The sequence below is a fragment of the Mesorhizobium sp. M0052 genome (assembly GCF_040323255.1).
Lineage (GTDB): Bacteria > Pseudomonadota > Alphaproteobacteria > Rhizobiales > Rhizobiaceae > Mesorhizobium.
The window spans coordinates 42,752-60,997 of sequence record NZ_JAMYUS010000025.1 but is presented as its reverse complement, the minus strand read 5'-3'; the positions used below and the strand labels follow the sequence as shown (position 1 = coordinate 60,997).

Genomic DNA, 18,246 nt, shown 5'->3' with positions numbered 1-18,246 from the left:
ACAAGCTCGGACTGGTGGGCTTCAGAGAACTGACGCGGGTATTTCCAAATACTGTTGATTGCAGCCTGCTTCCAATGGATCTGAGCCAGAATATCATCCAGCAGCAATGGACGAGCTACGGCCTGGATTCCGAAACCGGCAACGACACCTGCACGCTGACCGGCAACCGCGCCGAATCGAGCAAGCATGTCATTCCGGCCGGCCCGGCCAACGCCACGCCTTTTATTGCGGCGAACCTGCCGGAATTCATGACGACGCGCGGTGGCGATTACTTCTTCGTGCCCAGCCTCAACGCCATCCGGATGATTGCCATGGGAACGGTGGACCCGACCTGACCCTCAAGGCTATGCCCAGTGCCCCAGCGCACCCGCCAGCGCGATGGCCGCCATGGCGATCAGGGCCAGCTTCCAGAAATCGCCGCGCCGCTTCAGGCCCGGCCAGCCGAGCGGCTTGATCAGCTGAATGGCCATCATGCCGATGATGACGAGCGCGAGGAGTTTCGACATGCCCGCCTTTGAGCAGCATCGCGACAGGCTGTCAAAGCGGTTCTTGCATGGTCTCGGTCGACTTGGCCATTCCTGACAAAAGGCTCGTTTCCGAACCGACCGCCAAGCACCTCGCAGCTTTCTTCAACGAGCTGACATGCTCCTGACAGACTGCTGTCAGGAGGGGTATGCGATAGTGTCTCCATCAGAGAAGAGGAGATTGTCATGAACAGCTTTGGTATTTTGAACAGCGTACAGCACTATGTCGGCAAGATCCGCACGATGCGCAATGAAGTCCGTACCCAGCGCTTCCTGAACTCCTTGCCGGCGGACATCCGCAAGGACATTGGCTGGCCGGATATGTATGAGGGTCACAGCCGCATTCGCGAGATCTGAGGCGTTTTACCTGACAATGCTTGGATGCGGACCCCGCAACGCCCGGATCATTGACATGGACCCCCGGGCAGCGACCCCTCGGGCTGGCGCAAAAACTTTGGCGCCTGCTACGGACAATGCTGAAGGCTCCTGACAGAATGCTGTCAGGAGCACCATGCCATAAACGTGTCAGGAGACATGAATGGTGAAAAGCTGGAACGACAGGCTGAACACGCCGGGCGTCAACGGCGTGAAGCCGACGCCACGCACAATGGGCGACGTCGTCGAGGGCCAGCCGATGCTGGTGCCGACGCCCCGTCAGGTCGATGATTTCATCCGCACGATCCCCAACGGCGTCGAGATGGATGTACGCGCCTTGCGCACCGCGCTCGCCATCGAGCATGGGGCGCAAGTGACATGTCCGGTTACCATCGGCTATCATCTGCGAACCGTCGCCGAAGCCGCCAATGAGGATCTCGAACGCGGCATGACGCTGAACGATATCACGCCGTACTGGCGTGTGCTCGACGTGAACACGCCGACAACGAAGAAGTTGTCCTTCGGCGCGGAATTCGTCGCCGTGCAGCGCAAGCGCGAAGGACTTAAACCATAATGCGTGTCGCCCAAAAGTGCGCAGCGGTTTTTGGGAGAACGACAAGCATAAAACAGGACATGGATGTCACCCGGAACCGGTTTTGGGACCATGTCATTCATAGACAAGCAGCCGAGGGACCATACGATGCGACGTGCCGACAGGCTCTTTCAGATCGTGCAGCACCTGCGTGGCGGCCGGCTGGTCACCGCCCAGAAGCTCGGCACATGGCTCGAGGTTTCCGAGCGGACCATCTACCGCGATATCGCCGATTTGCAGTCGACCGGAGTGCCGATCGACGGCGAGGCCGGCGTCGGCTACATGATGAGGGAGGGTTTCGACCTTCCGCCGCTGATGTTCACGCGTGACGAAATCGTCGCGCTGGTCGCCGGCGCCCGCATGGTGCGGGCCTTTGGCGGCGCGGCCATGGCGCGTGCGGCCGACGAGGCGCTGGTCAAGATCGGCGCCGTCCTGCCCGACGCCGAGAAGGACCGCATCGCCCGCACCGAGATCCACACGCCGATGTGGGTGGTGAGCGACGCCGCGCGTGAGGCGATCGACGTGATCGAGCGCGCTGTCGAGAAGCGACAGGTGCTGACCATCGACTACCGCGACGAGGCCGGCCGCGGCACCGGGCGTGACATCCGTCCGCTCGGTCTGTGGTTCTGGGGCAAGGTATGGACGCTGGTTGCCTGGTGCGAGATGCGCGACGATTTCCGCGCCTTCCGCATCGACCGCATCGCCTCGGTGGTCATCGCCGGCCGCATCTTCAAGCCTGAGCGCGGCAAGCAGCTTGCCGACTTCTACCGCGCGGTCGAGCGCAGCGAGGATTATGGCATGACGCCGGACCGGGCGGCGCGCAGCTGAGATTTCGACAATCAGTTAAAAAGCCCGCTCGAAGCGGGCTTTTTTGTTGAACTGTCGCAAACCTCACTCGTCGTCCGCATCTTCCTTCTTGGACTTGAGCGCCGAGAGCTTGGCGAACACGGCGTTGGCGTCCAGTTCGGCATCCTCGTCCTTCGGCTTCTCCGGCGCCGGCACCAGGCGCTCGGTCACGGCAGCCGGCAGCAGCGTGTCGCCGACAGGCTGCGCCTGCTCGCGGCCGCGCGAGGCGCGGTTGACTTCCATGTCGAGGTCGATCTGCGAAGCGAGACCCAGCGTCACCGGGTCCATCGGCTGCAGATTGGCCGAATTCCAGTGCTTGCGCTCGCGGATCTGTTCGATCGTCGACTTGGTCGTGCCGACCAGGCGCGAAATCTGCGCGTCCTTCAATTCCGGATGGTTGCGGACCAGCCACAGGATGGCGTTGGGCCGATCCTGGCGCTTCGACAACGGCGTGTAGCGGGGACCCTTGCGCTTGGATTCCGGCACCCGCACCTTGGGGTCGGACAGTTTCAGGCGCTGGTTCGGATCCTTCTCGGCGCGCGCGATCTCGTCGCGGGTCAGCTGTCCGGTCATGATCGGGTCCATGCCCTTGATGCCTTGCGCCGATTCGCCGTCGGCGATCGCCTTGACCTCGAGCGGATGCAACCCGCAGAACTGCGCGATCTGCTCGAAGGACAGCGCGGTGTTGTCGACCAGCCAGACGGCGGTCGCCTTGGGCATCAGCAGCGTATTGGCCATTTCAAAAATCCTTCTCGTTCGCCCGCGTTCCCGCGCGGGCGGTGGTTTAGAGCCACCAAAATGGGAAATTCGCGGCCTGTATAACCGCTCCGCTGCCGTTTCGCAATGTTTTTGGCGCAGGGCGCAGCCGTCGGACACCGGACAGCGGGGGAGGCCAGGAGGACCTCGGCTCCGGCGATCATTGATGCCGAGTTGTACAGGGGGTCCAAAACGACAAAACCCGCCGGACAGGGTCCAGCGGGCTCGGAACCGGCGACGGGATACCGTCTGCGGCGGCTCTTGCTTCTGCCGCGTGGTCAGGCCTCATCGGCCGACCAAGCTTCGAATTAGATGGCCTTGCGGGCAATCCTCTCGATGTCGCCGCGGCTGATGCCGAGGTCGCTGAGCTGACGGGCGTTGAGCTTGTTCAGCTCGCGCACGGTTTCGTTGTACATACGCCAGTTACGGAAAGCGCGGATCGGGTTCATGGTTGTCCTCCAGTTGTTGGATCAAATCGTTTCGATGACGCTTAGATAGGCAGTGCTGCCCACGAATTGAACAGACGTCTTTGCATAGCCGCAATGCAAATGCTGCATTGCAGCATTAAGCTTCTGTTCATCTTGCCGACAGGCTGAGCGCGGAGCATGGCGCGAGGTTCAGGTCAGGCCGAGCAGAGAATGGCGGCTCCCGACAACCGGAGCGGAGCGTACTTCAGTACGAAGCACCGGCCTACGCCGGCCGTAGCCTTAACTGCCGCACCCCTCATGAGGGCTTCGGCCGGCGAAGGCCGGAAGCGCAGGGAGCCGCCATTCGCAGGCCGGCCTCACCTGAATCTCGCCCCATCTAGCCGACGTCGAGAACGATCTTGCCTATATGCTCGCCCTCTTCCATGCGCTCATGCGCCCGCCAGGCGTCGGTCAGCGGGAAGATCATGTCCATCACCGGCGCTACCTTCCGGGTGCCGAGCAGCGGCCACACCTGTGCTTCCAGTGCGGCGGCGAGCGCCGCCTTGAACTCGACCGTGCGAGGCCGCAGCGTCGAGCCGGTGTGGGTCAGCCGCTTGACCATGATTTTCGAGAAATCGGCGCTCGCCACCGCGCCGGCCTGGACGGCGATCTGGACGATCCTGCCCTCGACCGCGGCGGCCTCGTAGTTGCGCGCGATATAGTCGCCGCCGACCATGTCGAGAATGACGTCGGCCCCCTTGCCGCCGGTCGCATCCTTGACCGCCGCGACGAAATCCTCCTCGCGGTAGTTGATCGCCCGGTCGGCGCCGAGCTTCAGGCAGGCGTCGCATTTCTCCTTCGAGCCGGCGGTGGTGACGACATGCGCGCCGAAGGCCGACGCCAGCTGGATCGCCGTGGTGCCGATGCCCGATGAGCCGCCATGGACCAGCAGCGTCTCACCCTTTTTCAAGCCGCCGCGCTCGAACACATTGTGCCAGACGGTGAAATAGTTTTCCGGAACCGCGGCCGCCTCCGTGTGGGTGAAGCCGGCGGGCAGCGGCAGCACGCTGCCGGCATGAACCTTGACATATTCGGCATAACCGCCCCCCGGCGTCAGCGCGCAGACCCGGTCGCCGATGCGCCAGCGCGATATCTCGTCGCCAAGGGCGGCCACTTCGCCCGATGCCTCGAGACCGGGCAGGTCGGAGGCGCCGGGCGGCGCCGGATAGGCGCCCTTGCGCTGCTGCACGTCGGGGCGGTTGACGCCGGCCGCACGCACCCGGATCAGGATTTCGCCGGGACCAGGCACCGGCACGTCGCGCGTTTCCGGTTTCAGCACACGCGGCCCGCCCGGTTGCGAGATTGCGATGGCCGTCATCGTGGCTGGAATTTTATGTCCGCTCGCCATGAAATTTCCCGTCTCGGTCCGCCGGTCTGTCGCCGGCTGCCAGCTTCTTGCCGGCTGTTTGCATCTGCGCCCCTGCCCTATGTATGCTGATTGCCGGATCAGGCAAATGGCCAAATCAGCCCAATACTGAATAGGGAGGAGCGACGATGGCGATCTTCGACGACGAACCCAAAAAGAAAGCCCGCCCGCATGAGATCGGACAGGATCTGTCGCTGCTTTCGGTCGGTGACCTTACCGAACGGATCAGCATCCTGCGCGAGGAGATTGCCCGGCTCGAAGCCGAGCTCCAGACCAAGGGCAGCACCAAATCGGCGGCCGAAGCCCTGTTTCGCCGCGGCTAGTTTTCGCGTTAGTTTCGGCGTTGAGCATCCGCCGCCGAAAAGCCCGAATGCGCCTGTCTTCAGACCCCGCCACCGAATCTCCAGACGGATCAAACAATGTTTGCAAGCTACAGGCCGATCCTCTCGCTGCTTCGCGGCACCGCTTTCCTGCTTGCGGCTTCGGGATTGCACGGCCTGTTGTTGCCGTTGCGCGGCCAGATCGAAGGGTTTTCGACCGCATCGCTCGGTCTGATGGGCACGGCCTGGGCCGGTGGCTTCGTCACCGGCTGCTTCTTCGCACCGCGCCTGGTGCGCCGCGCCGGCCACGTCCGGGCGTTCGGCGCCTTTGCCGCTTCGGGCGCCATCGTGGCGTTGCTTACCGGCCTGATCATCGACGAATATGTCTGGATCCTGCTGCGCGCCTTCACCGGCTTCACCATGGCCGGAGCCTTCATGGTCATCGAAAGCTGGCTGAACGAGAAGGCCACCAACGAGAACCGCGGCACCGTCTTCGGCCTCTACATGATGGTCACCTATGCCTCGATCATGGGCGGCCAGATGATCGTTGCCGGCGGCGACGTCAGATCGGCGTCGCTGTTCATGATCACCGGCATATTGTTCTGCCTGTCGCTGATCCCGACCGCGGTGTCGTCGGCTTCGTCTCCCAAGCCTTTGCAGGACGTCAAGCTCGACGTCAAAGGTCTCTACGCCAACTCGCCGGTGTCGGCGATCGCCTGCCTGTTGGTCGGCATCGCCAATGGCGCCTGGGGCACGCTTGGCGCCGTCTACGGCGCCCGTATCGGCATCTCCACCGCCCAGATCGCACTGATGATGAGCCTTGTCGTTATTGCCGGCGCGGCCATGCAGCTTCCGGCCGGACGCCTCTCCGACAAGACCGACCGCCGTTTCGTGCTGGCGGGCGCGGCTTTCGGCGCCGCACTGTTCGCCATCCTGATCTTCCTGTTCGAACCGCGTTCCGCCGTCCTCGTCATTGTCTTCGCCGCCGCCTACGGCGCCTTTGCCTACACGCTCTATTCGATCGCCGTGGCGCATGCCAACGACCACGCCCGATCGGAGGATTTCGTCAAGGTCTCGGGCGGCCTGCTGCTTCTGTATGGCTTCGGAACCATGATCGGGCCCCTGCTGGCTGCCGCCCTGATGGGCTGGCTCCGCCCCGAAGGCCTGTTCCTGGCCACCGCGCTGGCGCATCTCAGCCTCGCCGCCTACACGCTGCTGCGCATCAGCCGCCGCGCGCCGGTGCCGATCGAAGACCGCGATGCCTTCAAGACCCAGCCGGCCGATCGCTCGGTCACCCCTGAAGCACTGCGGCTCAGAAAAGCGGAAGCCGACGGTTGAGATTTGAAAAGCTTTGCCCCACAAGTATAGGCATGATCTTTTCTGACGCCTTCATGGCGATTGCCGACCCCAACCGGCGCTATCTTCTGGAAGAGCTCCGGCGTGGCCCGAAAACCGTCAACGAGCTGGCTGCGGGCCTTCCAGTCTCCCGCCCGGCCGTGTCCCAGCATTTGAAAGTGCTGCTGGACGCCGGTCTGGTTCAGGCCAGGGCCGAGGGCACGAGGCGGGTCTATACAGTCAGCAGTGCCGGCTTCCTCAAGCTCAATATTTGGCTTGATCAGTTCTGGGAAGCATAGGCCGAGATTCCAGCTCGCCTCCCTGGCTTTCAAGTGTCCGTTGCCAGTGCCTTGCCCAGCGCATCGAGCAGGAATCCGGTACCATGCTCGCGCGATGACGGTGTGTCGTGCCCATCAAGAAACGCGCCCTGCTCGGTCAGCACCAGACGCGTGCCCGTGCCTTCCGGGCGAAGCTCAATTGTCGCCAGCGAAACCGAGATTCTGACATCACCGAACAGCATGTCGTAGCTGTAGACGATGCGCTGGTTGGGCACGATGTCCTGATAGGTGGCGGTATAGGTGTGGATCGGCCCGTCCTTCGACCCGCCGGCATTGACCTCCTGGCCGCCAACGCGAAAATCCATTTCGTGCCTGTGGGTCATCGGGTTGTCGGGGTCGGCGAACCAGCGCCGCTTGGCGGCCGGATCGCTGAGCGCGAAATAGACTTTCGCCGGTGCAACTGGATAGAGGCGCTCGAGGACGAAGGTGGAGTGGACGACGGATCGTTCGGCCATGTCAGGTCCTCTTGGTCAGCTTGATGGTCTCTGCGCGACGAAGACGCCGTCGCGATAGGACGCGCCGAAATAGACTTCGACGGCGCGCAACCTGTCGCCATGGAACAGATGCAGTTCGGTGTTGCGGAAGGTCTTTCCGTCCGCCGTCTCGCAGCGATAGAGGACAAAGGCGGCGTCCTCGTCCTTGCATATCCGCTCGATGACGATCGAGCTGAAGGCCGGGCTGTCCGGCCAGCAGCGCTCGAAATAGGTCGCACGGTCGATGGCGTCGTCACAGGGGCTGGTGAAGGTGAAATCGTTGGCGAGCACCGCCGCGACGGCAGCCTTGTTATTCGCCTGGTAGGCGGAAAAATAGCCGCGGATCAACTCCGCTCTGCTTTTGCCGGGCATGGTCATTTCTCCTCTGCTTCAGGTCATTCGGTCGGCGAGAAAATCGCCGAGCCGGTCGAGCCGACGCTCCCATGTCAGCCGCCGTTCGTTGATCCAGTGTTCTGCACTGCGCAGCGCCTGCGGCGCGATCTGGCAGGTGCGCACGCGGCCGAGCTTTTCCGAGCGCACCAGCCCGCTTGCTTCGAGCACGTTGAGATGCTGGACGACGGCCGACAGCGACATCGCCAGCGGTTCGGCCAACTGGCTGACCGAGGCCGGCCCACGCGACAGCCGTTCGACCATGCTGCGCCTGGCCGGGTCTGCGAGCGCCTGGAACATCAGGTCGAGCTGGGCGGGATCGTGCAGCATCGCGATCAGCCGTTATTGTAGGGAAAGAACTTGAAGTAGGGCTGCGCCTCCTCGATTACCCGGGCGAAGGACGGCCGCTTGAGCAGGCGGTCGTGGTAGCGTTTCACGGCCGGATAGCTGTCGCCGAACGGCTCGACCTTGTTGGCGTAGAACAGCGCCGGCGAGGCCGCGCAGTCGGCCATGGTGAAGGTGGGGCCGGCCGCCCAGAGTTTCGAACGCATCTCCTCCCCGATGATCGCATAGGCGTTGCGCAATTGCGCGCGCGCCTCGTCGACCCCGAACGGATCGGTCTTGTCCTGCGGGCGCAACCTGTCGCCGACGATCTTCTGCATCGGCGCCTGCACGTAGAAATCGTAGAAACGGTCGGCCTGGCGGACCTGGAGAGCAAGGTCGGCCTCGGCCGGGATGAGCTCGACCGGCCCGGGATAATGCGCGGCCAGATATTCGATGACGATGGTCGATTCCAGCACCGTGCGGTTGCGTGCATCGTCACGCAGCGCCGGCATCTTGCCGGTCGGCGACACCTTCAGGAACGCTGCCCGCGACTGCTCATCGCCGAGGTCGACGATAACCGGCGTGAAGGGCGTATCGTTCTCGTAAAACGCTATCAGCGGTTTCCAGCAGAACGATGCCAGCGGATGGAAATGGAAGGTCAGGGACATTTTTTGCTCGTCTGTTTGCGGTTCGTCGATGCTGGAGCGGTGCCAGCCAGCGCCAACACTGAAGCATTTACTTAACTATTTCCGTGAGGCGAATGTGTCAAGGTTCGAGACTGCCTTCAGGGCTTGGTATGCGTGACGATGGCGGCAACGATCGTGCCCCAGTCGTCGGGATGCAGTTCGTGGCCACCGCCTTCGACGCGGACAAGCCGCCCGCCGGCAACAGCGTCGGCAAGGGCTGCGCCATGCTCGACCGGAAAGATCGGATCCGATGTCCCGTGAATGACGAGCAGCGGAACCTTGATCTCGCGCAGGCGTCCTTTCAGATCCTCGCAGCTCTTCAGCATGAAATGGTTAGTCGCGCTCAGGAAGCCGCCGGATCGGTCGTAGTCCCGTTCGACGAACGCCCGCATCGCCTTCTCGTCGAAGGGATGCGCGGTGCTGGCGATCGCACGCGCATCCTTGACGACGAAGCCGACCACCTGGTCGCGGTCCGACCAATCGACCTTGGCGCCATCGGCCGAGTGCTCCATATAGGCCTCGGTCGTTCCCGGCAGCTGCGATGTGTCGATCCCCACCGGCGAACTGCTGATTACGGTCAGCGAGATGACACGCGAGGGATGTTTCAACACCAGTCGTTGCGCGATCATGCCGCCCATCGACATCCCGACCACATGCGCCTCGCCGATGCCGCAACCGTCGAGGACGCGCACCGCATCGTCCGCCATGTCGTCGAAGGTATACGGCGGCTCGCCCGGCGCATATTTGGTCGACAGGCCGGTATCGCGATTGTCGTAGCGGATCACGAAACGGCCCTCGCCGGCGAGTTTTTTGCAGAGCGCCTCCGGCCCCCACAGCATCGAGGCCATGGCGCCCATGACCAGCAGAACGGTTGGATCTCCGGGATCGCCAAACGTCTGGGAGACGATTTCGGGTGCTGCGGCCCGTGTCATGGGACTCTCCTCGCATCGGCCAATCAAAGGCCAACCAAACTGATTGCGTTTTGCAATCGGTTGCACGATAATAAAACTGGTACGATAATGCAACTGGTTTTTGAGGAGAGTCGGATGAAAACCGAACACCGCTCGGGATGCCCTATCAATCTGTCGCTGGAAGTGTTCGGCGATCGCTGGAGCCTGATCATCCTGCGCGACATGATTTTTGGCGGCAAACGCCACTTTCGCGAACTGCTCAACGGCTCGATCGAGGGCATCGCTTCCAATATCCTGGCCGACCGGCTGAAGCGGCTGATGGAACTCGGCATGCTGACCAAGGCCGACGACCCCTCGCACAAGCAGAAGGCGATCTACAGCCTGACCGAGATGGCCATCACGCTGGTGCCGATCATGGCGCATCTCGGCGCTTGGGGCCGCGTCTGGCTGCCGGTGAGCGAGGAGCTTTCGATCCGGGCCGAGCTGCTGGAGAAAGGCGGACCGCCAATGTGGGAGCAGTTCATGGACGAGTTGCGCCACGACCATCTGGGCACGCCTGTCGCCACACCCGCGCGGCCTTCCGTCCGCGCTACATTGCAGGCCGGATATGAGGCGGTGGTCGCCCGCAAGGCGTCGAGCGGCATCGAGGCCCCCGCCGCTTGACCAACTTATTTCCCCATTATCAGGCCGGCTCTGCTATCAAGGGGCTGAAAAACATAATTTACGGGATGGATAACGCTCTTGGTCGAGAACTCTAAGGATACTGCCCGCGCCCGGGCGGATATGCGTTTCAAGAAGCAGGAAGAGGCCGCCACGGTGCGGCAAAAGGCGATGGCGGAGTATGTCGCCGAGGCCGACGCCCGCCAGGCCAAGACCAACAAGCTCCGGGCATTGCGCCTTGCCAAGGAAGCGGAAGACCTCGCCAACGCCCCTGCCGTTCCGGTCAAGAAAGCGCCCCGAGCCAAGAAAAAATAGCGCGGCCTTCTTCATCGACGCCCGATCTGGATGCCGGCGGATCGTATCCGCCGCCATGTGCCACGATCAGCAATGCCCGCCATTTCCGCTTTCCCACGCGAAGCAATTTCAACCGCAACCGGGATTTCGCATCCCGCATGTCAGGTCGATGATTGACGCGTTTTGATCAGGAGACAGCCATGACCGCACTGACCCTCGAAAAAGCCAAGCACATCATCGACGCCGCCTTCGCCAAGGGCGCCGAGCTGAAGCTCAAGCCGCTCGGCGTTTCCGTGCTGGACGCCGGCGCGCATCTCGTCGCCTTCCAGCGTCAGGACGGAGCCTCGTTCCTGCGCCCGCAAATGTCGGCCGGCAAGGCCTATGGCGCGCTCGCCATCGGCATGGGCTCGCGCCGTGTCGAGGCTTTCGCCAAGGAGCGGCCGCATCTCGTCGCCGGCATTTCCGACGTGTCGGGTGGACGCGTGTTGCCGGTCGTCGGCGGCGTGCTGATCCGCGACAAGGCAGGCGCCGCCATCGGCGCCGTCGGAATTTCGGGAGATACGTCGGACAATGACGAAGCCGCCGCCATCGCCGGCATCGAAGCGGCGGGCTTCACCGCCGATCCGGGCTGAGGGGGAGCTTCGCCATCCCAGGGCGAAGCAGGAACGAAACTCCGTCGCGAAGACCCTGGGATCCATGCCGCGACCTTTGCCGCAAGTGTAAGCGGAGCAGAATTCTGAACCGTTGCAACGCCTTAGCTTCACGGAATGGATCCCAGGGTCTGCGCCGCGTCGCTTCGCTCCTTGCTTCGCCCCAGGATGACGACCAGAAAGAGCAGCCACGCCAATCGCGAACGGATGCGACCGTCCAACGAAGGCGGCTAGTTCAAATTTATGTCTCTACTCGCCGACCGCATCGACACCGAAAACCCGGCCAGCACATCGAACAGGGCGATCACCATCAGCGTGAAGAAGACGGAGTGCGCCGCGCCCTTCACCAGCAGGAATTCGACCAGGAACGCCACGAAGACCAGCGTCGACAACAGATGGTCCATGATCGAGGCGTTCGTGGTGCGCACCGACTTCACCATTTCCAGGAACAGGAAGATCAGCCCGATCACCACCATCAGGTCGCCGAGCGTCATCGAGAACACCCCGCCCGACATCATGCTGAACGAGAAGATCTCGGTCGCCCACGGATCGTCGCCGCTGCCGAATATTCCGAGGAGTCCGAGATTGTAGGCCACGAAGGGCACGATCAGCAGCGGGATGGCACCGAACATCAGGCGTCTCCTCTAGCAATTCCAGGAAAGCGGTTTCCCAAGGAATTGCCTAAACAATGGGGGCACCTTCTGTAGAATGCCCCGCAGGCACGCCGTCAAGATTTTTCGCTAGCGCCCGCAAACACGGAAAAAGACCGCGCGAAACAACCCTGTCAGCCACAGTTGCCCCGGCTGACCACCGACACGCCGGGATTCAGCGCCTGTCCGCACGGCGGCGCCGATAGCGTTGAGGATGAAAAGGCCGGCGGTCATCGAGGTGATCTCGTTGACGTCGCGCGCCGGCGCGATCTCGACGATGTCGATGCCGACGACACGTCCCTTGGCGAACAGCCCCTTGATCAGTTCGATCGTCTGCCGGTAGCTGATGCCGCCAGGCGCCGGGCCTTCGACCGCCGGCATGACAGCGGGATCGAGACCGTCGGCATCGATGGTCAGGTAATAGCGGCCACGGTCCGGGATGCGCTTGAGCAGCGCCGCCGTACCGATATCCTGCCATTCATTGGCGGTGACGATGTTGGAGCCGTAGGCGCGGGCCGCCTCGACCTCCTCGAGCCGGGCGCTGCCCTGGCCGCGGATGCCGAGCTGGAAAATCCCGGCTATATGCGCCATCTCCGAAGCGCGGCGGATGGGGCTGGAATAGCCTTCCCTGACCCCGTTGACATTGTCGCGCCAGTCGAGATGGGCATCGATCTGAACCAGGGTGATCGGCCCTTCGCCGTCAAGCGCCCGCAGGATCGGGATTGGAATGCCGTGATCGCCGCCAATGGTGATCGGCAAGGCGCCGGCGACGCGGATCTTGCGGATCGCCGTTTCGGCCAACCTGTAGTGGCTGCCGGCGGCATCGCCGGGGACATCGCCGACATCGACCACCTTGACGTCCTGCCCGTCGAACAGGGTTCCGCCAATGTCGAAATCATAGCGGTCGAGCCCGAGGCTGATGCGCTGCGAGGCGCGCCGCACCGCGGTCGGCGCGTTGGTCTGGTCGTTGACCAGCTCGTCGATCGTGTAGGGACTGCCGTAAGGCATGCCGATGATGGCGACATCCGCCTTCAGCGCATCGAGGTCCTCGACCAGCGGGAAGTTCATGAAGGTCTGGAAGATATCGCGGGGTGCTGTGGTGAGCTTGGTCATGTGGTCCCTCTGAAGCCGGCCGATCATCGCGCGGAAGCGCCGCGACAAGGCATGCGGGCTCAATACAGCACCGCCGCCGCAGCTTGTATCGCCACGGACGCCCGGTCTTTGGCATAGTTGGCGGCGCGGCGCGCACCAAACGCAAAAAAACCGGCCAATGGCCGGTTCTTTTGGCATTCAAACCCTTCGAAAGCTGGTCTCAGCTTTCCTTGGGCGTCAGAACCTGGCGGCCGCGATACATGCCGGTCTTCAGGTCGATATGGTGCGGACGGCGCATTTCGCCGGAATTCTTGTCCTCGACATAGGTCGGGGCCTTGAGAGCGTCGGCCGAGCGGCGCATGCCGCGCTTGGACGGAGAGGTTTTTCGTTTCGGAACGGCCATGGATATGCTCCACTACATGGTCAAAATGCCCCGATAGCCCTCGTGAAAGGGCCGCGTCAGGGCCATAATCTGAGAAAGTCGGGTGCCTATACACGCCCTGCGCCGTTTTGGCCAGCACCGTGGCGATTTTTTTTGAGCCGGCAGCGGTTCGACCTAATCAAGACAACCGACATACGCGCCCGAACGGCCGGCGCGGCGTTCGATCAGCGACGCCAGCCGCCGCAGCCCCGGACCGGGCTTGGCCGGATTGCGGGCGATCGGATTGGGCAGCGAGACGGCGAGCAGTGCCGCCTGCCGCCGCGACAGTTGTTTGGCCGAAACGCCGAAATGATGCTGGGCCGCCGCCTCGATGCCGTAGATGCCCGGCCCCCATTCGGCGATGTTGAGGTAGATTTCCATGATCCGCCGTTTCGACATCACCGCGTCGAAATAGACGGCCAGCGGCAGTTCGACCACCTTGCGCACCGAGCCCAGCGGCCGCGACCACAGGAAAAGGTTCTTCACCGTCTGCATGGTGATGGTCGAAGCGCCGCGCGTCGCCTCGCCGGCCAGCGCATCGTCGACGACGCCGCGCAATTCGCCAAGATCGATGCCGCGATGGAAGCAGAACTGACCGTCCTCCGACATGATCACCGAATTGGCCAGCACCGGCGACACATCGTCGATCGACACCCAACGCCGGTCGTAACCGGAGAAGGTCGTGAGGTCTTTGACCATCAAGGTCGATATCGGATGCACGAAGGACGGCAGATAAAGGAAGGTCAGCACAACGGGTATCGCCGCCAGCACGACGGCGACGACCAGGCCGCGCCGTGCCAGGCGCTTCAGACCGGCGCGGTTCACGCGCCTTGGTCGCGCCATCTCAAACCCTTCGGTTTCATGATCGACGATCGGTTCCGTCAAGCCGCCCCCACCCGCGCCACTCTCCCGCCTCCGGCATAATGGCGCGAGGCTTCTTGCGCAACGTCTGAGTGTCGGCTACCGCTCCCGGCCATGACGAAAGACGAGCAATTGGCCTTTGAGGCCGCACTTCTGGGGCGGGCGGCGGCGATCGAGGCCGGGCTCAGGCTGCTGCTCGACGGCCGCACGCTTGCCGGCGAGATCGCCCGGCCGGAGCGTCTGATGGCGGCCATGCGCCATGGCGTGCTGAACGGCGGCAAGCGGCTGCGCCCCTTCCTGGTCATGGAAAGTGCCGCCCTTTTTGGCGCCGATGGCGAGGCGGCGATGCGCGTGGCGGCGGCCATCGAATGCGTGCATTGCTATTCGCTGATCCATGACGATCTGCCTGCCATGGACGACGACGATCTGCGCCGCGGCCAGCCGACCGTGCACAAGGCCTTCGGTGAAGCCACCGCCATCCTTGCCGGCGATGCGCTTCTGACGCTTGCCTTCGATGTCCTCGCCGATGAGGCGACGGCGCTGCCGGCGGAGCGCAGGGCGGCACTGGTGCTGGCGCTGGCGCGCGCGGCCGGCACTGGGGGCATGGTCGGCGGGCAGACGCTCGACCTCGAAGCCGAGCGCAGCAGGCCGGACGAAGCCGGCATTATCCGGCTGCAGGCGATGAAAACCGGCGCGCTGATCCGCTTCGCCTGCGAAGCCGGCGCGATCATTGCCGGCGCCGCACCGCAGAACCGCGACCGGCTGGCCGAATTCGGCTCGGCGGTCGGGCTTGCCTTCCAGCTCGCCGACGACCTGCTCGACCTGACCGCCGATGCCAGCCAGATGGGCAAGGCGACCGGCAAGGACGCAGCCGCCGGCAAGGCGACGCTGGTGGCGCTGCATGGCGCGAACTGGGCGCGCAGCCAGCTCCATGGGCTGGTCAAGCAGGCCCATGAATTGCTTGAGCCATACGGTGAACAGGCATCCTTGCTGAAGGCAGCGGCAAGCTTCGTGGCAATCCGCAACAACTGAGGTTTGGGCAATCGGATGCCGAACCGTTTTCGGAATTTGTCGGCCTTGCGCTGCCTTGCTTGGTGTCTCTCAAATGCCCCAAAGCAACTGGGCGCGCTATCTGACCTTGACGACGACCTTGCCCTTGGCGCGTCCTGTTTCGACGTAAGCCAGCGCCTCATTGGTCGCTTCAAAAGGAAAGACCCTGTCGACGACCGGGCGAATCGCCCCATCTTCGATGAGGGACGTGATTTTGCTCAGCTGCTCACCTTGCGCCGACATGAACAGGAACGAAAATCCCACGCCCCGGCGCTTGGCTTTGGTCCTGATACCACGGCTCAGCAGCCGCAGCAGCAGCCTTAGCACCACGTTCAGTCTCTGTTTCCTGGCAAATTCGGGATCCGGAGGACCGGAAATCGAGATGAGCTTCCCACCCGGTTTCAGCACAGTCAGGGATTTCTCAAGCGTCTTGGCGTCCTGGCTGTTCAGGACGACGTCGTAGCCCGACAGGATTTTCTCGAAGTCGTCCTTCCTGTAGTCGACGACGACATCGGCGCCGAGATCCCTGACCAGATCGTTGCTTGCCGCGCCCGCTGTTGTCGCAACGATCGCGCCGAGGTGCTTTGCCAACTGGATGGCGAATGTCCCCACGCCGCCGGAGCCAGCCTGGATGAAGATCTTCTGGCCTGTCTTCAGACCCGCCCTCTCGATGAGAGCCTGCCAGGCGGTCAGACCGACCAGCGGGATCGAGGCCGCCTCTTCCATGCTGAGGTTCGCCGGCTTCAGCGCCACGTCGGCTTCATCGATTGCGATGAATTCGGCGAATGTCCCGATCCGGCCGTCGCGCGGCCGCGCATAGACGGCGTCGCCGGGTTTGAATTTGCGGACTTTCGAGCCCACCCTGACAACCCTCCCGGCAACGTCGTGACCGAGGATGAAGGGCCGGCGATAGGGAAGGACGAGTTTGAATTCGCCGGTCCTGATTTTGGAATCCAGCAGGTTCACCCCGGCGGCATGGACCTCGACCAGGACGTCATTGTCCAGCAGCTCCGGCTCCGGCATCTCGGCCAGCCGCAAAATGCCTTTCTTGCTATATTTGTCGACAACGAATGCCTTCATGGCAGTGACTTTCTGAGAGTGTCTGTTGGCCTGCTGTCTGTGCGTGAAATTCTCCGTCCCACCGTTGTTCAGACCGGCAGGCGGAACTGCTTGCGCAAGGTCTTGTCGAACATCCCCGCGGGGGCGAAGCGGCGCAGCAGGCTGACCTGGCGCGCTGCCTTCCCTGCGGTATAGCGCCGTCGCGGACGGGCGTCGGTCGCTGCCTTGACGACCACATCCGCCACCACTTCCGGCCGATCGGCTTTGGGCATCACATCGGCAAGCAGCGCCTTGAGCCCGGCGCGCGCTTGATCGTACTCCTTCAACAGGGAATCCGGCTCGATGCCGTTCTGGTCGAAGACGGTGCGCACGAATGCCGGCTCGATGACCGAGACGCGAATGTTGAAGGCGCGAACCTCATGATCGAGCGATTCCGAATAGCCCTCCAGCGCGTGCTTGACCGCCGAGTAGTGCGCTGAGTATGGCGCGGGCACCAATCCCAGAATCGAGCCGATGTTGACGATGCGCCCTTGGCCGCGGCGCCGCATCGACGGCAACACCGCATTGGTCATGCGCATGACGCCGAACAGATTGACGTCGAACAGAGCCTGCACCTGTGCGACCGAAGATTCCTCGGCGCCGCCAAGCAGGCCGACACCGGCATTGTTGACCAAGAGGTCGATGCGGCCGGTCTGGGCCAGCACGGCTGAAACCAGGGCGCTGACCGACTCCCCGTCGGTCACGTCGCAGGTTAGCATGGACACCTGCGCCGGGCCGTTGCCGGCCTTGCTGCGGCTTGTCCCGAAGACGGTATACCCCGCCCCCGCCAAGGCCTCGGCACTTGCGCGGCCGATGCCCGAAGAGGCTCCGGTCACGACTGCGGTTCTTCCCGAAAGGGTATTCATTTGATACTCCAGAGACATGAGGGCTAGCTTTTTGCCGTTGATTGAATTATGATCGTAATATCACACTACACTCTTAATGCAATAGCAGAAAGGAAGAGCCGCCATGCGCTACGAAAAGGGCCGAAAGGACGCCTCCCGCGATCGCATCGTCGAGGTCGCAGCCCAGCGTTTTCGCGGTGACGGCATCGCCGCGTCCGGACTGGCAGCCATTATGGGCGACGCCGGGCTGACGAACGGAGCCTTCTATCCGCATTTCCAGTCCAAGGCGGAGCTTGTGCGTGAAAGCCTTGTAGCGGCACTGGAGGCCCAGTCGCAGCAACTGCAGGAGGTATTGGCAGCCGGTGGTCCGGAGATGGGCATAGCGGCGTATCTGTCAGCTGAGCACCGGGACAATCCGGGAGCCGGCTGCGCGTCGGCCGCCCTGTTGCCGGAACTCGCGCGTCAGCCGCCCGAAACGCGCCAAGTCTATACCGAACGCTTGCTGGTTCTGGTGCGCCAGTTGTCTGCAGTACTTCCGCAGACCAAGGACCCGGAAGCCGCCGCCCTGGGCGTTTTTGCGACCCTCATAGGCACGCTTCAGCTGGCCCGCGCGGCAGCGGGGACGGAATTGTCGGATCGCATCCTTGCGGCAGGAGCAGACGCCGCGCGCAGCCTGATCCAGCCACGTGAGGGCGAGAAGGCATCCATTTAGAGATAGAGCGGCAGCAGCAAAGAGCCTGACATCCTCATCATGGCGGGCCGCATTACAAGAAGGGTCGCTTTGCCTAAAGTCATCGGCCATTGCCAGCACGAGGCCATCTCAACCTGCATCAGGGAATGACCGCATAAGGGCCGGAAGCGACTGGCAGCTTCAAGGCTCGGAATCGGACGGCCACCGCGACGCAGTCCGTAAGGGGGGTAA

At 63.1% G+C, this 18,246-nt stretch carries 27 protein-coding genes; 12 read left to right on the top strand and 15 right to left on the bottom strand.

Features of this window, described 5'->3' with window-relative positions; all coding sequences use genetic code 11:
- Nucleotides 1-14 precede the first annotated feature (14 nt).
- On the top strand, nucleotides 15-335 hold the full coding sequence (locus NKJ77_RS27150) for a hypothetical protein (RefSeq protein ID WP_155924185.1): 321 nt from the start codon (nucleotides 15-17) through the stop codon (nucleotides 333-335).
- A 9-nt stretch (nucleotides 336-344) separates the two neighbouring features.
- Here the strand turns inward: NKJ77_RS27150 and NKJ77_RS27145 are convergent, their stop codons facing one another.
- Nucleotides 345-506 carry a hypothetical protein gene (locus NKJ77_RS27145; RefSeq protein ID WP_023683991.1) on the bottom strand — a complete coding sequence of 54 codons (162 nt, stop codon included), beginning with the start codon at nucleotides 504-506 and terminating at the stop codon, nucleotides 345-347.
- A 204-nt stretch (nucleotides 507-710) separates the two neighbouring features.
- Between NKJ77_RS27145 and NKJ77_RS27140 the strand changes: the two genes are divergently transcribed.
- From NKJ77_RS27140 to NKJ77_RS27130, 3 genes are all read left to right on the top strand, one after another.
- Nucleotides 711-881, top strand: coding sequence for a hypothetical protein (locus tag NKJ77_RS27140; RefSeq protein WP_023670139.1), 171 nt, complete (start codon nucleotides 711-713; stop codon nucleotides 879-881).
- Between the two features lie 181 nt (nucleotides 882-1,062).
- Nucleotides 1,063-1,473, top strand: coding sequence for a hypothetical protein (locus tag NKJ77_RS27135; protein ID WP_031196067.1), 411 nt, complete (start codon nucleotides 1,063-1,065; stop codon nucleotides 1,471-1,473).
- Nucleotides 1,474-1,599: 126 nt separating this feature from the next.
- The gene (locus NKJ77_RS27130; protein ID WP_023683994.1) at nucleotides 1,600-2,319 is read left to right on the top strand and encodes a helix-turn-helix transcriptional regulator; all 720 of its coding nucleotides are present in this window, start codon (nucleotides 1,600-1,602) and stop codon (nucleotides 2,317-2,319) included.
- Between the two features lie 63 nt (nucleotides 2,320-2,382).
- On the opposite strand, the gene NKJ77_RS27125 is transcribed toward NKJ77_RS27130, so the two are convergent.
- The 3 genes from NKJ77_RS27125 to NKJ77_RS27115 all read right to left on the bottom strand — a co-directional run bounded on the left by NKJ77_RS27125 (nucleotide 2,383) and on the right by NKJ77_RS27115 (nucleotide 4,908).
- Nucleotides 2,383-3,075: a DUF1013 domain-containing protein gene (locus NKJ77_RS27125; protein ID WP_023670142.1), complete on the bottom strand. Its 693-nt coding sequence runs from the start codon at nucleotides 3,073-3,075 to the stop codon at nucleotides 2,383-2,385.
- A 326-nt stretch (nucleotides 3,076-3,401) separates the two neighbouring features.
- Nucleotides 3,402-3,542: a DUF1127 domain-containing protein gene (locus NKJ77_RS27120; protein ID WP_023670143.1), complete on the bottom strand. Its 141-nt coding sequence runs from the start codon at nucleotides 3,540-3,542 to the stop codon at nucleotides 3,402-3,404.
- Between the two features lie 355 nt (nucleotides 3,543-3,897).
- Nucleotides 3,898-4,908 (bottom strand): NAD(P)H-quinone oxidoreductase, encoded by a 1,011-nt coding sequence (locus NKJ77_RS27115; RefSeq protein WP_352536002.1) that lies wholly within the window; start codon nucleotides 4,906-4,908, stop codon nucleotides 3,898-3,900.
- Nucleotides 4,909-5,054: 146 nt separating this feature from the next.
- Here NKJ77_RS27115 and NKJ77_RS27110 point away from each other — a divergent pair, with 146 nt between their 5' ends.
- The 3 genes from NKJ77_RS27110 to NKJ77_RS27100 all read left to right on the top strand — a co-directional run bounded on the left by NKJ77_RS27110 (nucleotide 5,055) and on the right by NKJ77_RS27100 (nucleotide 6,880).
- Nucleotides 5,055-5,249 carry a DUF1192 domain-containing protein gene (locus tag NKJ77_RS27110; RefSeq protein WP_023670145.1) on the top strand — a complete coding sequence of 65 codons (195 nt, stop codon included), beginning with the start codon at nucleotides 5,055-5,057 and terminating at the stop codon, nucleotides 5,247-5,249.
- 96 nt (nucleotides 5,250-5,345) lie between these two features.
- A complete protein-coding gene (locus NKJ77_RS27105) occupies nucleotides 5,346-6,584 on the top strand; it encodes an MFS transporter (protein ID WP_023670146.1) in 1,239 nt (412 codons plus the stop codon).
- Between the two features lie 32 nt (nucleotides 6,585-6,616).
- Nucleotides 6,617-6,880 carry an ArsR/SmtB family transcription factor gene (locus NKJ77_RS27100; protein ID WP_023742792.1) on the top strand — a complete coding sequence of 88 codons (264 nt, stop codon included), beginning with the start codon at nucleotides 6,617-6,619 and terminating at the stop codon, nucleotides 6,878-6,880.
- 29 nt (nucleotides 6,881-6,909) lie between these two features.
- Here NKJ77_RS27100 and NKJ77_RS27095 read toward each other — a convergent pair whose 3' ends face one another.
- The 5 genes from NKJ77_RS27095 to NKJ77_RS27075 form a co-directional block, all read right to left on the bottom strand.
- A complete protein-coding gene (locus tag NKJ77_RS27095; protein WP_286440135.1) occupies nucleotides 6,910-7,374 on the bottom strand; it encodes an SRPBCC family protein in 465 nt (154 codons plus the stop codon).
- A gap of 15 nt (nucleotides 7,375-7,389) precedes the next feature.
- Nucleotides 7,390-7,764, bottom strand: a complete 375-nt coding sequence (locus tag NKJ77_RS27090) for a nuclear transport factor 2 family protein (protein WP_033003172.1) — start codon at nucleotides 7,762-7,764, stop codon at nucleotides 7,390-7,392.
- Nucleotides 7,765-7,782: 18 nt separating this feature from the next.
- Complete coding sequence (locus NKJ77_RS27085) at nucleotides 7,783-8,112, bottom strand: ArsR/SmtB family transcription factor (RefSeq protein ID WP_023742789.1); 330 nt, start codon at nucleotides 8,110-8,112, stop codon at nucleotides 7,783-7,785.
- Between the two features lie 5 nt (nucleotides 8,113-8,117).
- Nucleotides 8,118-8,774 carry a glutathione S-transferase family protein gene (locus tag NKJ77_RS27080; RefSeq protein ID WP_023742788.1) on the bottom strand — a complete coding sequence of 219 codons (657 nt, stop codon included), beginning with the start codon at nucleotides 8,772-8,774 and terminating at the stop codon, nucleotides 8,118-8,120.
- A 116-nt stretch (nucleotides 8,775-8,890) separates the two neighbouring features.
- Entirely contained in the window at nucleotides 8,891-9,724 is an 834-nt protein-coding gene (locus tag NKJ77_RS27075) for an alpha/beta fold hydrolase (protein WP_023832016.1), read from the bottom strand.
- 114 nt (nucleotides 9,725-9,838) lie between these two features.
- Here NKJ77_RS27075 and NKJ77_RS27070 point away from each other — a divergent pair, with 114 nt between their 5' ends.
- The 3 genes from NKJ77_RS27070 to NKJ77_RS27060 all read left to right on the top strand — a co-directional run bounded on the left by NKJ77_RS27070 (nucleotide 9,839) and on the right by NKJ77_RS27060 (nucleotide 11,289).
- The gene (locus tag NKJ77_RS27070) at nucleotides 9,839-10,366 is read left to right on the top strand and encodes a winged helix-turn-helix transcriptional regulator (RefSeq protein ID WP_023754138.1); all 528 of its coding nucleotides are present in this window, start codon (nucleotides 9,839-9,841) and stop codon (nucleotides 10,364-10,366) included.
- Nucleotides 10,367-10,444: 78 nt separating this feature from the next.
- Entirely contained in the window at nucleotides 10,445-10,678 is a 234-nt protein-coding gene (locus NKJ77_RS27065) for a hypothetical protein (protein WP_023684002.1), read from the top strand.
- Nucleotides 10,679-10,857: 179 nt separating this feature from the next.
- A complete protein-coding gene (locus NKJ77_RS27060) occupies nucleotides 10,858-11,289 on the top strand; it encodes a GlcG/HbpS family heme-binding protein (protein WP_023684003.1) in 432 nt (143 codons plus the stop codon).
- 248 nt (nucleotides 11,290-11,537) lie between these two features.
- On the opposite strand, the gene NKJ77_RS27055 is transcribed toward NKJ77_RS27060, so the two are convergent.
- From NKJ77_RS27055 to NKJ77_RS27040, 4 genes are all read right to left on the bottom strand, one after another.
- Entirely contained in the window at nucleotides 11,538-11,939 is a 402-nt protein-coding gene (locus NKJ77_RS27055; protein WP_023670154.1) for a hypothetical protein, read from the bottom strand.
- A 108-nt stretch (nucleotides 11,940-12,047) separates the two neighbouring features.
- Nucleotides 12,048-13,070: an agmatinase gene (locus NKJ77_RS27050; protein WP_023832017.1), complete on the bottom strand. Its 1,023-nt coding sequence runs from the start codon at nucleotides 13,068-13,070 to the stop codon at nucleotides 12,048-12,050.
- A 199-nt stretch (nucleotides 13,071-13,269) separates the two neighbouring features.
- On the bottom strand, nucleotides 13,270-13,452 hold the full coding sequence (gene rpmF / locus NKJ77_RS27045; protein WP_008834724.1) for a 50S ribosomal protein L32: 183 nt from the start codon (nucleotides 13,450-13,452) through the stop codon (nucleotides 13,270-13,272).
- Between the two features lie 153 nt (nucleotides 13,453-13,605).
- Nucleotides 13,606-14,313, bottom strand: coding sequence for a biosynthetic peptidoglycan transglycosylase (locus tag NKJ77_RS27040; protein ID WP_023832018.1), 708 nt, complete (start codon nucleotides 14,311-14,313; stop codon nucleotides 13,606-13,608).
- Between the two features lie 132 nt (nucleotides 14,314-14,445).
- On the opposite strand from NKJ77_RS27040, the gene NKJ77_RS27035 reads away from it, so the two are divergent.
- The gene (locus NKJ77_RS27035; protein ID WP_023832019.1) at nucleotides 14,446-15,363 is read left to right on the top strand and encodes a polyprenyl synthetase family protein; all 918 of its coding nucleotides are present in this window, start codon (nucleotides 14,446-14,448) and stop codon (nucleotides 15,361-15,363) included.
- Between the two features lie 96 nt (nucleotides 15,364-15,459).
- Here the strand turns inward: NKJ77_RS27035 and NKJ77_RS27030 are convergent, their stop codons facing one another.
- Nucleotides 15,460-16,461: an NADP-dependent oxidoreductase gene (locus NKJ77_RS27030; protein ID WP_023730811.1), complete on the bottom strand. Its 1,002-nt coding sequence runs from the start codon at nucleotides 16,459-16,461 to the stop codon at nucleotides 15,460-15,462.
- Nucleotides 16,462-16,529: 68 nt separating this feature from the next.
- Nucleotides 16,530-17,345, bottom strand: coding sequence for an oxidoreductase (locus NKJ77_RS27025; protein WP_023832020.1), 816 nt, complete (start codon nucleotides 17,343-17,345; stop codon nucleotides 16,530-16,532).
- Nucleotides 17,346-17,448: 103 nt separating this feature from the next.
- On the opposite strand from NKJ77_RS27025, the gene NKJ77_RS27020 reads away from it, so the two are divergent.
- Nucleotides 17,449-18,036 carry a TetR/AcrR family transcriptional regulator gene (locus tag NKJ77_RS27020; RefSeq protein WP_023733042.1) on the top strand — a complete coding sequence of 196 codons (588 nt, stop codon included), beginning with the start codon at nucleotides 17,449-17,451 and terminating at the stop codon, nucleotides 18,034-18,036.
- Nucleotides 18,037-18,246 lie beyond the last annotated feature (210 nt).

What these genes read in the sequence shown, in the direction of transcription:
- NKJ77_RS27145 (WP_023683991.1), bottom strand. Translation starts at nt 506, where the DNA reads ATGTCGAAACTCCTCGCGCTCGTCATCATCGGCATGATGGCCATTCAG.
- NKJ77_RS27140 (WP_023670139.1), top strand. Translation starts at nt 711, where the DNA reads ATGAACAGCTTTGGTATTTTGAACAGCGTACAGCACTATGTCGGCAAG.
- NKJ77_RS27135 (WP_031196067.1), top strand. Translation starts at nt 1,063, where the DNA reads ATGGTGAAAAGCTGGAACGACAGGCTGAACACGCCGGGCGTCAACGGC.
- NKJ77_RS27130 (WP_023683994.1), top strand. Translation starts at nt 1,600, where the DNA reads ATGCGACGTGCCGACAGGCTCTTTCAGATCGTGCAGCACCTGCGTGGC.
- NKJ77_RS27125 (WP_023670142.1), bottom strand. Translation starts at nt 3,075, where the DNA reads ATGGCCAATACGCTGCTGATGCCCAAGGCGACCGCCGTCTGGCTGGTC.
- NKJ77_RS27120 (WP_023670143.1), bottom strand. Translation starts at nt 3,542, where the DNA reads ATGAACCCGATCCGCGCTTTCCGTAACTGGCGTATGTACAACGAAACC.
- NKJ77_RS27115 (WP_352536002.1), bottom strand. Translation starts at nt 4,908, where the DNA reads ATGGCGAGCGGACATAAAATTCCAGCCACGATGACGGCCATCGCAATC.
- NKJ77_RS27110 (WP_023670145.1), top strand. Translation starts at nt 5,055, where the DNA reads ATGGCGATCTTCGACGACGAACCCAAAAAGAAAGCCCGCCCGCATGAG.
- NKJ77_RS27105 (WP_023670146.1), top strand. Translation starts at nt 5,346, where the DNA reads ATGTTTGCAAGCTACAGGCCGATCCTCTCGCTGCTTCGCGGCACCGCT.
- NKJ77_RS27100 (WP_023742792.1), top strand. Translation starts at nt 6,617, where the DNA reads ATGATCTTTTCTGACGCCTTCATGGCGATTGCCGACCCCAACCGGCGC.
- NKJ77_RS27095 (WP_286440135.1), bottom strand. Translation starts at nt 7,374, where the DNA reads ATGGCCGAACGATCCGTCGTCCACTCCACCTTCGTCCTCGAGCGCCTC.
- NKJ77_RS27090 (WP_033003172.1), bottom strand. Translation starts at nt 7,764, where the DNA reads ATGCCCGGCAAAAGCAGAGCGGAGTTGATCCGCGGCTATTTTTCCGCC.
- NKJ77_RS27085 (WP_023742789.1), bottom strand. Translation starts at nt 8,112, where the DNA reads ATGCTGCACGATCCCGCCCAGCTCGACCTGATGTTCCAGGCGCTCGCA.
- NKJ77_RS27080 (WP_023742788.1), bottom strand. Translation starts at nt 8,774, where the DNA reads ATGTCCCTGACCTTCCATTTCCATCCGCTGGCATCGTTCTGCTGGAAA.
- NKJ77_RS27075 (WP_023832016.1), bottom strand. Translation starts at nt 9,724, where the DNA reads ATGACACGGGCCGCAGCACCCGAAATCGTCTCCCAGACGTTTGGCGAT.
- NKJ77_RS27070 (WP_023754138.1), top strand. Translation starts at nt 9,839, where the DNA reads ATGAAAACCGAACACCGCTCGGGATGCCCTATCAATCTGTCGCTGGAA.
- NKJ77_RS27060 (WP_023684003.1), top strand. Translation starts at nt 10,858, where the DNA reads ATGACCGCACTGACCCTCGAAAAAGCCAAGCACATCATCGACGCCGCC.
- NKJ77_RS27055 (WP_023670154.1), bottom strand. Translation starts at nt 11,939, where the DNA reads ATGTTCGGTGCCATCCCGCTGCTGATCGTGCCCTTCGTGGCCTACAAT.
- NKJ77_RS27050 (WP_023832017.1), bottom strand. Translation starts at nt 13,070, where the DNA reads ATGACCAAGCTCACCACAGCACCCCGCGATATCTTCCAGACCTTCATG.
- rpmF (WP_008834724.1), bottom strand. Translation starts at nt 13,452, where the DNA reads ATGGCCGTTCCGAAACGAAAAACCTCTCCGTCCAAGCGCGGCATGCGC.
- NKJ77_RS27040 (WP_023832018.1), bottom strand. Translation starts at nt 14,313, where the DNA reads ATGGCGCGACCAAGGCGCGTGAACCGCGCCGGTCTGAAGCGCCTGGCA.
- NKJ77_RS27035 (WP_023832019.1), top strand. Translation starts at nt 14,446, where the DNA reads ATGACGAAAGACGAGCAATTGGCCTTTGAGGCCGCACTTCTGGGGCGG.
- NKJ77_RS27030 (WP_023730811.1), bottom strand. Translation starts at nt 16,461, where the DNA reads ATGAAGGCATTCGTTGTCGACAAATATAGCAAGAAAGGCATTTTGCGG.
- NKJ77_RS27025 (WP_023832020.1), bottom strand. Translation starts at nt 17,345, where the DNA reads ATGAATACCCTTTCGGGAAGAACCGCAGTCGTGACCGGAGCCTCTTCG.
- NKJ77_RS27020 (WP_023733042.1), top strand. Translation starts at nt 17,449, where the DNA reads ATGCGCTACGAAAAGGGCCGAAAGGACGCCTCCCGCGATCGCATCGTC.